General features: G+C 58.3%; 11 protein-coding genes. 5 read left to right on the top strand and 6 right to left on the bottom strand.

All coding sequences use genetic code 11. The features are described from left to right. Positions 1–16 precede the first annotated feature (16 nt). Positions 17–394 (top strand): response regulator, encoded by a 378-nt coding sequence (locus tag EI293_RS13300; RefSeq protein WP_125438625.1) that lies wholly within the window; start codon positions 17–19, stop codon positions 392–394. Between the two features lie 91 nt (positions 395–485). On the opposite strand, the gene EI293_RS13295 is transcribed toward EI293_RS13300, so the two are convergent. From EI293_RS13295 to EI293_RS13270, 6 genes are all read right to left on the bottom strand, one after another. Then, positions 486–1,415 carry an HlyD family efflux transporter periplasmic adaptor subunit gene (locus tag EI293_RS13295; protein WP_125438623.1) on the bottom strand — a complete coding sequence of 310 codons (930 nt, stop codon included), beginning with the start codon at positions 1,413–1,415 and terminating at the stop codon, positions 486–488. Continuing rightward, positions 1,405–4,605, bottom strand: a complete 3,201-nt coding sequence (locus EI293_RS13290) for a lantibiotic dehydratase (protein WP_125438621.1) — start codon at positions 4,603–4,605, stop codon at positions 1,405–1,407. Before EI293_RS13290 ends, EI293_RS13295 begins: the two co-directional genes overlap by 11 nt. A gap of 256 nt (positions 4,606–4,861) precedes the next feature. After that, positions 4,862–5,074 carry a class I lanthipeptide gene (locus EI293_RS13285; protein ID WP_125438619.1) on the bottom strand — a complete coding sequence of 71 codons (213 nt, stop codon included), beginning with the start codon at positions 5,072–5,074 and terminating at the stop codon, positions 4,862–4,864. 396 nt (positions 5,075–5,470) lie between these two features. Next, on the bottom strand, positions 5,471–5,665 hold the full coding sequence (locus tag EI293_RS13280; RefSeq protein ID WP_044000689.1) for a class I lanthipeptide: 195 nt from the start codon (positions 5,663–5,665) through the stop codon (positions 5,471–5,473). Between the two features lie 35 nt (positions 5,666–5,700). Further along, complete coding sequence (locus EI293_RS13275) at positions 5,701–5,889, bottom strand: class I lanthipeptide (protein WP_125438617.1); 189 nt, start codon at positions 5,887–5,889, stop codon at positions 5,701–5,703. Between the two features lie 131 nt (positions 5,890–6,020). Then, on the bottom strand, positions 6,021–6,212 hold the full coding sequence (locus EI293_RS13270; RefSeq protein WP_125438615.1) for a hypothetical protein: 192 nt from the start codon (positions 6,210–6,212) through the stop codon (positions 6,021–6,023). 504 nt (positions 6,213–6,716) lie between these two features. Between EI293_RS13270 and EI293_RS13265 the strand changes: the two genes are divergently transcribed. The 4 genes from EI293_RS13265 to EI293_RS13250 are packed head-to-tail and all read left to right on the top strand — an operon-like array spanning position 6,717 to position 12,541. After that, positions 6,717–9,155: an outer membrane beta-barrel protein gene (locus EI293_RS13265; RefSeq protein WP_125438613.1), complete on the top strand. Its 2,439-nt coding sequence runs from the start codon at positions 6,717–6,719 to the stop codon at positions 9,153–9,155. Next, the gene (locus EI293_RS13260; RefSeq protein ID WP_125438611.1) at positions 9,133–10,341 is read left to right on the top strand and encodes a lanthionine synthetase LanC family protein; all 1,209 of its coding nucleotides are present in this window, start codon (positions 9,133–9,135) and stop codon (positions 10,339–10,341) included. Before EI293_RS13265 ends, EI293_RS13260 begins: the two co-directional genes overlap by 23 nt. A 1-nt stretch (position 10,342) precedes the next feature. After that, complete coding sequence (locus EI293_RS13255; RefSeq protein ID WP_125438609.1) at positions 10,343–11,563, top strand: lanthionine synthetase LanC family protein; 1,221 nt, start codon at positions 10,343–10,345, stop codon at positions 11,561–11,563. A 30-nt stretch (positions 11,564–11,593) separates the two neighbouring features. Further along, positions 11,594–12,541: an LLM class flavin-dependent oxidoreductase gene (locus EI293_RS13250; RefSeq protein ID WP_125438607.1), complete on the top strand. Its 948-nt coding sequence runs from the start codon at positions 11,594–11,596 to the stop codon at positions 12,539–12,541. The last annotated feature ends 42 nt before the right edge of the window (positions 12,542–12,583 follow it).

Raw genomic sequence — 12,583 nt, 5'->3', positions numbered from 1 at the left:
TAATTGCCCCTTACGTATGCGCGTTTTCACTTGTGGAATAGTAGAAGATGAAGAATTAGCCCGCGCACTTATTACCAAGTATGTGCAGCGCTACAACCAGCTGCGCCTGGCGTGGTGTATCGAGTCTTTATCCGATACGGTTGATAAGCAACAGACTCCCTCGGTGGATCTGGTCTTCCTGGATTTGCTGGACAAACCCAATGACTCCTACCGCATTGGCGACGGTGTGCGCGTAAACGCGGATCAGTTTCAGAACGTCATTATCACCACCGCGTACCCCGAATCCTTTGTTCAGAGCCTGGGAATACGCTATTTAAAAGTCCTGACCAAACCTTTCACGTATCCGATGTTCGAGCAGGTAGTCACGCAGGCCCTGGCATTGCTTAAGCAGTAATCCATGGCCCACATTTCCCCAGAAAACCGGCGGCCCGGCACCCACCTTATGCAGTGTGGGTACCAGGCCGCCGGTTTTCTGGGTGGGGAGTTCAGCTCTTGATGGACAGGAATTTTTCCAGCAGGGGCCGGTTGTGCAGCACAATGCGGGCCGTGCCGGAAAACGTAGCGTTCAACACCATTTTCTCGGTCGGCAACAGGCGAATAAACACTTTATGCCGGCTGTTCTCGGCCAGTGGGGCTACGCCCAGCACCCGCCCCACTATGCGGGTACCACCCAGCTCGGCAACTGTCACAAATACCTTCTGGCCGGTGCTTACGGCGGCATACTGCGCGTCGGTAATGTAGCCATGTGCTACGTACTCGGCGGCCGGGGGCTGCACGTACACGATGGGTTGGGTAGCGGCTACCGGCGTGGCTGTTTGGGGCAGGCTGTAGTTGATGCGGGCCTGCCCCGCGCTGTGCGCCACCGAGACAAACTCCGCTTTCCAGGCGGCTACCTGGCGCAGGCCCTGCGCAACGTGGTTGGCGGGAATATCGTGCTGCTTCAGCAGCTGTTGGTTGAGCATCCGGTACGTGCCGCGCAGGTTGCCCAGCTTCAGGGTGTCTACTTTAAAGAAACGGCGCAGCAGGCTTTGACTTGGGGCTGTACCAGCGGGTAGCGGCGGTTGGGCAGCATAGGCGCGCAGCAGCTTTTCCAGCCGGAGCACTTCGCGGTAATCGGCCTGAGCGGCATCGTACCAGGCAACCAGCGGCGTGCCCGGCACAACCGTGGCCCCGTCCTTCACCAGCACGGCTTGGATACCCCAATTCATGGGCCGGGGCTTTAGTACCTCCACCGGCCGCACTGCCGTGAGGGTGATGGCCGTGGTGAGCGACTCCGGATAAGTGAAGAAGGCCGCAAAAGCAAATACCAGCAGCAACAGCCCCAGAATGATGACGTTGCCCCACTTCAGAATCCAGCTGGGCTTAGTGAGCATGATTTCCTTCACCTCACTGTGGTAGTAGTTTTCAGAGGGCATAGCTCACGATTTTAGGGCCAGAAATAGTTTTCTTTTCCATAGCAGCCTGGGCCGTGTAGTACTTGTGCAGGAGGCCATAGAGCGTTAGCTCATGCAGGCGGGATTTCGACAGCACAAAGCGGTTGACGTACATGTGCACGTAGCTGGCCAGCAGGCTGAAACCGGCCGCAGAAGCTGGCAGGGGCTGCGGATACAGGGCCTGGATTGCCGCCACCGTTCCCCGAGACTCCCGGCGCCGGACCAGAAACTCGTGGGTGGCGTCTTCAATGCCGTTAAGCTCGTCTTCGGCCGGGTTCAGGAAGCTCCGGATCCGGCGCGACTCCTGCCGGTACTTTTCGTTGAGCTGCACCTGCAGGGATTTGTCGCCGTTGAACTCCTGGAAGAACGCCTCCGACAGCTGCTGCAGCACCTGCTTCTTGGCCGGCAGCTCCAGCCCGAAATCCGTCAACAACTCATCGAGGCCCCGTAGGGCCAGCAGCCAGCGGTAGGTTTCACCTTCGTCACCTTCCAGCAGACTCAGCACGTTGGCTATAGCCTGGCTGTCGTGGTAGAAAAGCGACTCTGAGTTTTCTATGTTGGTAGCCCCGTAGCGCTCCAGCTCCCGCACGTAGGTATCGAGCTGGAGCTTGTGCACTAGTCCTTCCGCCAGTTCCGGGGCCAGGGCCTGCTGCACCGCCTGCACGACCTGCGCAAACCGGCTTTCCTGCCCTACTGGCACATGAAAGCGGACCCGCAGGTGGTGATGAGGGTCGTTGTAGCGAATAAAAAACCACTTATCGATGACGCCTTCCGCCAGCAGCTGCGCCACCAGCGGCCTGATTTTCTCGGTCAGCACCCGGTCCATGGTTTTGGTACCGGCATAGAGCTTCAGATACAGCCACTCACTGCCCGGGGCAAAGCTGCGCGTTACATCAGGCAACGGCAACGCCCGCGCCGGCGTACCCGGCGGCATATATGCCCCGTTGTAGAGCGGCAGCAGCAGCTCGTTGGTGTAGTGGGTGTTGCCCGGGCCCTGCAGCGGGCAGTTATCCGGCGTAGCCAGAAACTCCGTGAGAGTCACGCGACCTTTCTTCTCCAGCTGCTGCACCACCAGCTGCCGGGCCACCGCGTGGTGGCTGTCAATGAGCAGCTCATTGTCGTGGTCGGTCAGGCAGAAGAACCGGGGCAGTTTGCGGTCCACCAACTGCTGCTGCAACGCGGCTTCCGTCAGGGTCTTTTTGCGGCCCTCGCCCGGCTGCAGATCAGCCAGCGTGAGGTGCCAGGTGGCTTTGGTCAGGATGATATTCCGGTACTGCACCCGGGGCAGAAACGGTTCCGAGCTGAGGTTATCCCAGTACCAGCTCACCCCGAAATAGATGTCGTGCTTCTGCAAATCGCACAGGAAGCGGTAGATGGGCAGCCCCGTGGTGTAATTGTGCGCCGAGGACAGCCGGGGAATAACGCGTTTGTTGAGCCGGGCCGAGCGGAGCACCAACTGCCCCTGCCGCACCGATACCCGCAGATCCTGCACCGTAATCTGGTGCTCGGCCGGCGCGGCCGACAGCCCCAAAAACGGAATTTCGTACGTCCGCAAATGGGGCCGCATCAGAATGTTGCCAATGCGCGCCTCGGGCAGGTGCACCACTTCCGCGTACACGGCTTCTTCCGTGTCAGGCTCGGCTCGTTGCAGGCTGGCTTTCACGTTATCGAGCAGCTTGGTGTCGCCGTAGCAAAAGCGGCCCAGCAGATTCGCGGCCGATGGGGCCGAGCAGACGCCCAGCGCAAACCGGAAGTCGCCCGCGTCCAGGGCGGCCGGCGAGCTGGCCAACAGAGAGCCGAAAGCATAGAGACTGGCGGGCGTATGGCGGCCCAAATCAGGCTTTTCCTCCAGGCCGGCCAGGTCGGCGGGAGTCAGCTCCACGGCTTGGGCGCCGGTGGCCGCCGCCTGCCGGAAGAGGCGATGCACCAGCTGCGTATACTTCTTCCACTCGGAGCTTTTGGGGGGGGCGGCGGCACGCGGCGTGATGCCATCCAGCAGCGGCAGGTGGTCACTGCGGCCCACCTCGGCGCGGCCGTAGCCCACGCCGGTTTCGCTGTCCAGCGCCAGCAGCAGGGGTACTTCACGGTCCTCGAAACGCTCTACAAAGTCTTTCTTGAAGCGTTCCAGGTCCGGCAGGTTGGTTTTGTTGGCCAGCGCGAATAGCTCACTGAGCTGACTGGTCACGGTTTCTATCACCTCCGTTTTGAGCGTGTTGCTCTCCGGCCTGAAAAAGAGGTCAGTCTGAATCAAATCCTTGGAGCTGGACTGCCCGAAGGAGGTATTAATCAGCTGGTGTACTTGCTGAAAGTTGCGTACGCCGCCGGCTTCCAGCAGCTGCTGGATTTCCGCTACCTGCGCTACCACCGGGGCCGCTACTTTACCGGCTAGCTTCTGCGGGAGCCCTTCAAAAAACACCGCGCCCGTAATGGTGGGCTCCAGCTCACTGATCAGCAGCTGGGAATCAATCAGTTCCTCAATATAGGCCTGAGCCTCCGCTGGCGTAGCTTCCGGCTCCTCGGCCTGTATCAGTTCCACCAGCCGGGCAAAGTGGATGCCCGGACCAGCCGCCTGCAGCAGCACCTCCAGGTAACTCGATTTCCGGACCGAAGTAATGGAATAGTGTCGGCGCTTGTTTTTGACCTTGTACTCCACGTACCGGTAGCTGTCGGCAATGGCGTACAGGCTGTTGTTGGGGAAGTAGCGCAGCTGGTATTTCACCTCGGTGGTCGTGAGCAGGTGCTTCACCAGCTCATTCACGTAGTTCATATCCAGCCGGGACTGTTTCAGGGGCGGTGCCCCGGTGAAATCGAACGTGGTAGTTTCCGCCAGCTCGCCGCTCGCGCAGCCCGCAAACAGCCCGTAGGGCGTGCAGCGCATGCTCATCCGGATCAGGTACTTGTAGAGCGTGGCCACCAGCCGGTCATCCTTGCCGGCAGGGTCCAGGCCCTTTGCCAGCACTTTGTGCAGCTCCGCGTACAGCTCCGGCGAGGCCGTGTAGATGGCCTCCTGCAACTGCTCGTCGCGGAACAAATGCAATAACGCTGGCCCCAGCCGCGCGGGCTCCTGCCGGGTTTGCTCGTTCAGGTCAAGCACCGTCTGGAGTGGCAGCAGGGGTTTCCTCAGCAGGTAATACTTCTCCGATTCCAGTTTCAGGGAGGGCGTGGCAGCCATGGAACTACGCGTAATAAGTGAATGAGATTTCCCGCCCGTTACGAATACACACGGCCCGCACGGCGGCGAAATACGGGCGGCAGAATAGATTAGCGCATTATTCGGCGTTTAAACTACTAGTTTATATCTGCTCATAGCTATCCTGTTGGTCAGCAGCGGCGCGGCGGCTCAACCGGGTTAGCCACAAGGGAAAGAAGCGCAGCAGGCAGTGCATAATGCCAGGCCTGCTGCGCTTCTTTCTGCCTGTGGCGGGAAGTTACCCGGGTTGGTTGGGAGCGTCTGCTCCGCGCGGCCCACCGTAACAGTCAACGGGGTTGCAGCTGAAGGCCCCGCACGATGACTGGGTGATAACGCCCTCGGTTACCTGCCCGCCCACCAGATCCTGCAGCTGCTCTTCACTGAGGCGGGTAATGGTTTCCTTACCTAGCACCAGGGCGGCGTTCAACTGAATGTATTTCTTCTTCTTCATTGCGGATGTACGTTAGCAGGAAGCTCACGCCGGGGCAAGGACCCTGCCCTTGCACCTCCTGAATGAATATTAACTCTTGGGCATGGCCCTTGTCAGTAGCGCAGCCGGGTGCTTTTTCAACAGGAAAACCGCCTGAACGAGCGGTTTGCGACCCGCCCGGCCCGACGGTTTGGTTCCTGGCTCAATTTACTGAGCCAGGTGATGGTGGCTTTATCCGGGGCCAGCAGCTTGAGCAGAAAAACGGGTTTCTTCTTCTCAGGATGGATTTACTACGAAGACCCACAACCCGGCAGCGGAGTGCAAGAGGGCTTTACTCTGGTGACGCAACGCTTTGCAGCGCGGGCAATACAGGTGCTACGGAAGAGCAACAGCCCTCCCGTAGCATCTGCGTATTACCTAGCCTCCGTTGCAGGAGCAAGCCTGGCAGGAGCCAATCGTGGGAATGGCTTCGAGTTCCTGAGCGGGCACGTTGTTGCAGGTGTTGGTAGTACCGCCACCAACTACGTCGCCCAGCTGGTCTTCATTGAGCTTGGCTACGGTTTCTTTGTCCAGGGAAAGGGACTTGTCCAGGGAGATGGATTTCTTTTTCATGGGTTCTGGCTGTTTTGGAAGTGGAAAGGGACTGATTAACTGCAGGAGCAAGCCTGGCAGGAATTGATGGTGGGAATGGCTTCGAGTTCCTGAGCGGGCACGTTGTTGCAGGTGTTGGTGGTACCGCCACCAACTACGTCGCCCAGCTGGTCTTCATTGAGCTTGGCTACGGTTTCCTTGTCCAGGGAAAGGGACTTGTCCAGGGAGATGGATTTCTTTTTCATAATTTTTTTGGGGATGAATGAAAGGAACTATGCAACCAGTGAGGGCCGGCTTCCTCACGTATGGTTCAGAGAAATTAAAAAAGGCATATAAAATAGCATTGCGCTGCCTTACCAGCAATACCATATAAATACTACTTAGCGAGTGTATTTATATCCGATAAATCCTGCTCCTCGATCCACCAATAGGCATCATCAGATTTAACTTCTTCGGGCTTACCTCCGAAAACTAAATCCATTTCATTCACAGATAAAAAACTCTCGCCCGAAACATAGCTGGAGGTTTTTTTACCGAATGACTTTATAAAATTCTGCAAGACTTTCATAAGCTTTCTGGTTAGAGAAGTACACCGCTGATGAAACAAATGAATACTACTACTACCCCCTAAAAAAATAAACTAGACCAACCGCAGCATATGAAGGATAAACTAGCCACTGTATTTCGACCAAGTGGCAATTTCCTGGCGGACACTGAAAAATATGGTCCCGTGAAAACGCATTTACTGCTTTCTGTGCACGGCTAAAACAGGTGCATTAGCATGAAAAAGGCACCTTACCCCCCGCCCTCGAACCAGAACTAAAAACCTGAAAATCAACCCTATTGAACACGCATCTATTGCATTAAGGAATCCTGAAAGTGGTAGCCGTAAATGGGTGACAAAAGCACACCCTGAAAACGCCGACAAGCCTGCTGACAGCCACTAAGGCTTACTTCTGATAGGATACAGAGCCCTTTCAATACGTCTATGGCAGCTTCCACTTAGTCGAAAAAGTTTCCGGAGCTGCCGGGCGTCGGGTTACTTCGGAAGAAATTCAAACTCGACGAAGCTATGCGACACGGCAGGATTCTACTCGCACTTTTCTTCTGGCTGCTGAGCACCGCGCCGACGTGGGCTCAGGGCGTTACCATTGCCGGGCAGGTGCTGGGCGAAGGGCCGGAACCGGTGGAATTTGCTACCGTGGTACTGCTCAAGGCCCAGGACTCCACGCACGTTACGGCCACCACTACCGATGCCACCGGCACCTTTAGCCTGCCGGGCGTGGCAGCGGGCAGCTACCTGCTCAAAACCTCCTTTATCGGCTTCAGCTCCGACAGCCGGTTGGTGCGCGTAACCGCCGGCGAGCCGGTGGCCCGCCTGGCTGTCCGGCTGGCCGCCAACCATGCCACGGCCCTGAAAGAGGTAACCATTACGGCCACCCGGCCCACCATCATCCAGAAGCCGGACCGCATGATTGTGAACATCTCCAACACAGTGCTGGCTTCCGGCTACACCGCGCTGGAGGTCTTGGAGAAGTCGCCGGGCATCTACGTCAACCCCAAGAGCGAGTCCATCACCCTGAACGGCAAGGGCGCCACGGTAATCCTGGATGGCAAGAAAACCTACATGTCGGAGGCTGACCTGGCCGTGTTTCTGAAGGGCTTGCAAAGCAATGAGGTGCAGCAGATAGAGCTGATAACCAGCCCCGGAGCCCGCTACGACGCCGAAGGTCCGGGCGGCGTCATCAACATTGTCACCAAGAAAGGCCTGCAGGACGGCACCAAAGCTACCGTAACGGCCGGCGGGGCCTTCACCAAGAACAGCCGGCAGAATCTGGGCCTCAGCCTCAACCACCGGCGCGGGGCCATGGCTCTGTCGGCAGGCTACACCTTATCGGCCCGGCAGGTGACTACCACCGAGCAGAACCGCCTCGACTACCTGGACGAAGCCACCGACCAGGTCCTGACCACCCACAAAACTGACCTGGTAAATCCGTCCCGCTCCTTGGCGCATAACTACCGCGCCGGCCTCGACTGGACCCTGAGCCCCCGCACCAGCGTCAACCTCTACCTGCGGGGCTTCACCTCCGACAAGACGCGCAATGCCACGGCCGCCACCCAGCTGCTGCGCTACGCCGCCACCCCGGATTCTACGCTGCTCAGCCTCACCGATACGAAATACGGCACCACCCAATACTCCAGCAACCTGGGGCTGCGCCATACCATCGACTCGGTGCGCACCATCTCCGCTGATCTGGACTACTCCAACTACGACAGCCGGCAGACGAACCTCATTGTCAACTCCTTCACCACGCCCGAGGGCAATAGCCTGGCCCCGGGCATCAGCCTGCGGAACGTGCTGCCAACCGCCATCCAGATTCTGGCGGCCCAAACCGATTACGAGCAGACCGTTGGTACGCACAAGCTCGAAGCCGGCCTCAAGTTCAGCCGGGTAGAAACGGATAATGATGCCCGCTACGAGAAGCTCGACCGGGAAATTGACTGGGTAAATGACCCCCAACGCACCAATTACTTTTCTTATAAAGAAAATATCATGGCTGCGTATCTGAGCTATAGTGGCAAAATCAAAAATCTGGACTACCGAATTGGTGGCCGACTGGAAAACACACGGTCGGAAGGCCATTTGGTTACTAGCAACATTCTCAATAAGCGAAACTATACTAATTTTTTTCCTTCCATATTATTGAATCAGGCCATTGGCAAAGATGATTTTCTAAGCCTGAATTATTCCCGCAGACTACAACGCCCCAGCTACCAGGATCTGAACCCGTTTATTTATTTTCAGGATATTTATTCCTACTCACAGGGCAACCCATTTCTCCGGCCTGAATACGCAAATAATATTGATGTAACCTATACCGTAAATGGCACCTACGTAATTGCGGCCGGTTATTCCCGGACGAACAATTTGATTTCGTGGGTTACGCAGCGCGAAACCCCTACTTCCCTGGTCACCCAGTCAAGAGCCGAAAACCTGAATAGCCAGAGCCAATATGGCCTTACCATAACGGCCCCGTACGCGCCCTTTGCGTGGTGGAATATTTCCAACTTTTTCAACGGCTATTACAGCATTTATTCCCTGCAGTCCACCGAAAACGCGCCCCAGACTATTCGCGGCTTTTCGGGGGTGTACGGCATGACCAACGACTTCAAAATCAAGGGTGGCTGGAATGCCAGCGTCTCGGGCTACTTCCAGAGCGCGGCCCCGTATGGCGTGAGCCGCAACCGGGGGCAATACTCGGTAAATCTCGGGCTCCAGAAGAAATTCCTGGCCGACCGGCTCGCGCTGCGGGTGGTGTACAACGACGTGCTGAAAACCTCCCGCGCCCTCACCGATACTCGCTTCAGCAACCTGCGCACCCGCTCCCTGTACCGCTGGGATTCCAACTTCCTGCAGGCCACGCTTACCTACAGCTTCGGCAACCAGAAAATCAAGGCTTCTTCCAAGAGCCGCAACGCCTCCGGTGATGAAGAAAGCCGCATCAAGTAGCGCCCACCTGCTGGCCGAAGCGGAAGCAGAGCCGCTGTTGGAAAAGCTCCGCGCCATTGCCGATTTTCTGCTGGCCAACCGCGCGGAGCTGCCAGCCAGCCCGGGGCTGTCGGGGGGGCGGTTGGGGCCATTTCTGTTCCTGCACACCTACGCCACCCTCACCGAGAGCGAAACGTACGCGGCCGGCGCGGCCGAAATTCTGCTGACGGCCATCAAAGTACTGCCCAGCTACCCGGCTACCTCTCCGCTGTATTACCGGGAGTTGGCCGAGGCCGGCACCGTTATTAGCTACCTGCGCGAGCAGCACTACCTGGATGAATCGTTTGAGCTGGTGCTGGAAAAAACAGACCGGCTACTGCTGCCGGGTATTGCGCTGCTGACTAAACGAGAGCTGTTTGATCCGTTTGTGGGCTACCTGCCGGCGGCCACGTATCTGCTGGGCCGGCGCACGGCCGGGGCCGCGCAAGCCGTGCAGCAGGTGCTGGATACCCTGTTGCGCACGTATGAAGAAGAGGCGCAGGGCGGGTTTTGGCGCTCTTATCTGTTTGGCAAAAACCAGGTGTACACCGGCTGGAGCCATGGCATTGCGGCGGTGCTACTGTTCCTGGCCAAAGTGCTGCAAACCGGCAGTACGTATCGGCTAACGGAGTTGCAGGCCGCCATGCGGGGCGCCAGCCACTACCTGCTGGCCCACCAGACGACTAACGGCCTGAACCTGTTTCCCGACGTGGTGGGGCAGCCCGGCCCCTCCAATAGCCTCAACCTCTGCTACGGCGACCTGGGCATTGGCTTTGCCCTGCTGCAAACCAGCCAGGCCCTTGCGGAAGAAAACCTGCACACGGCCGCGCTGGCGGTGCTTACTTCGGCAGCCTACCGCCGGGGTGCCCCGGAATGCCGCGTCCCCGATGCCTCTCTGATTTATGGCGCCAGCGGCAACAGCCTGTTTTTCAAGCAACTGTACCAGACAATGCAACGCCCGGCTTTCCAGGAGGCCGCTGCCTACTGGCACCAACAGGCACACCAACTGAGCCAGCAACCCGGCTGCGTGGCCGGCTACAAAGGCCACTACAATCAGCAGACGGCCAGCGCCCACTATTCCCTATTCGAGGGAATGGCCGGCTACGGCCTGGCCCTGCTTGAGTACGAAACCGACTCCTCTGTCCTTCTCTCCCTGATTGGTTACTAACATGCCCGCTACTGCTTCATCTACCGCTGAGAAAACGCTGTCGGCCTACCTGGCGGAAGGGCTGGATCTGCTGCCGCAGCTGCCGGCCACTGATATTTCCCTGTTCTCGGGCAAGCTGGGCCATGTGCTGCTATACGCCTACACCTACAAGCTCACGGGCGAGGAAGCCCACTGGGAGCACGCCATGACCTGCCTGGATGAAGTGCTGGACAAGCTCCGGAACCCGGCCGGATCGGCCCTGATTAGCGTGCCGGGCGTGATTCCGTGCCTGTGCTACCTGCTGCAGGTGCTCAGCACCGACGATATAACCGACATCGACCTGGGAACTGACACGCTGCGGCAGCTGGATGAAGTGGTGTTTCAGAATACGCAGGCCAACCTGCAGGACCGCAACATCGATTTTCTGTATGGTGCTGTGGGGGCGCTCAACTACCTCAGCACCCGCCTGGGCCACAACCCCGCCGCCGCCGGCTACCTGCGCACCCTGTTGCAGGAGTTGCTGGCGCATAAGGTGGAAGATGCGCGCGGCATACGGTTCTACAACTCCCACATCAACCGCCTGAACAACAGCACCGACATGAACCTGGGCCTGGCCCACGGGCAGTGCGGACTGCTGCTGGTGCTGCTAAAATTGTATGAGGCCGGCATTCTGCAGGCGGAAATCCGGCCGGTAGCCACCGGCATGCTCCAGTACATGCTGAGCCTGCAGCTGCCCCCGGAGCCGACAAACGGCTACCACTCCTTCTTCCCGGCCCGCTTCGATGAAGACGCGGCGCCGAGTGAACCGCTGAACCGCGTGAAGTACAACAACCGCATGGGCTGGTGCTACGGTGATTTGAACGTGGTGCTGGTGCTCTATCGGGCCGCCCGCATTCTGCAACTACCCCACCTGGTGGCCCTGGCCGATGAAGTAGGCGCGTATACCTGTACCCGCCGCACGCTGGAGGCCTCCGGCATCGAGAATGCACATATCTGTCACGGCTCGGCCAGCCTGGTTATGTGCTACAACGCCCTGCTGCGCGAAATGCCCCTGGCCTGCTACGCCGAAGCCAAGCACTACTGGCTGCACCGCACCACCACTTACCTCAACGAAGAATACCGGCAGGCCTTCACCAATAAGCACGCGCCCGGGCTGCTGATGGGCATTCCGGGTATCCTGCTGATTCTCGTCACGGAAATGCTGGATACCCCAACGTCCTGGGAGCAGCTTTTCCTCTTCTAGTTCTTCCTCCTCCACCCTCCTCCTGCCATCATGAAAAAGCTATCCATTGGTTTATTGGACTTCGGCGTTCGTCATACGGAGATGAACAGCTTGCTGCGCGTAACCGACCTGCTGGATTACGCCAGCCGGGCCGATTTGCTGGGTTTTTCCCGCCTCTGGATCAGTGAGCACCACATTCCTTCCAAAAAGCAGTCCTGGAGCAACCCCACCATTCTGCTCCCTTTGCTGGCCGGCATGACCAGCCGCATCAAGATTGGGGTAGCCGGCATTCTGCTGGGCATTCACCAGCCCTACCACGTAGCCGGCGACTACAAAATGCTCAACAACCTGTTTCCCGGCCGGATTGACCTGGGCCTGGCCAATGGTGGCGTGATGCCCACGGTAGCGGAGCTGGCTACTGGTATTGCGGGCCTGAACCTACCCGAGTCGTTTGCCCGCCACCTCGAAAAGCTGTTGTTCTGCCTGCGTGAGGAGGAAGAATTGCTCCAGCTAGGCACCGTCATTCCCCCGTTCAAGGGCACCGTTCCCGAGGTCTGGTCGCTGACCACCAATATGGGCCGGGGCCTACAGCGCGCCATCGATAACAAGATGAATCTCTCGCGCTCCATCTTTCACAAAGGGTCCGACCGGGAATTTCACAAGGAGGAGCTGCTGGCGTTCAAGGAGGCTTTTTTCGCTCTTCACGGCCATTATCCGCAAACCAACCTGGTGCTGGCCGGGGCCGTGCACCACACCACGGCCAAGGCCAAAGCCGCCGTATTCGCCACCGAGGAAGGCTACGACTACAACATTGTGGGCACCGCCAACCAGTTCTACGACACGGCCCTGCAATACCAGCAGGACTACGGCTTCGACGAGATTATCCTGATGAACGTAGCCATGAAGCCCAAAGACCGCGCCGTGGCCCTGGAGCTCTGGAGCGAAGCCTTCAGCCTGAAAGCCCCCCCGGTCAAGGCGAAAAAAGCCGCCGCCGTTTAGCCCCGATTTTCCGCTCCCATCCTGCTCCCGGCCTTGGTAGCA

Source organism: Hymenobacter perfusus, from assembly GCF_003944765.1.
GTDB classification, from domain to species: domain Bacteria; phylum Bacteroidota; class Bacteroidia; order Cytophagales; family Hymenobacteraceae; genus Hymenobacter; species Hymenobacter perfusus.
This window is presented reverse-complemented; position numbering and strand designations above follow the sequence as displayed.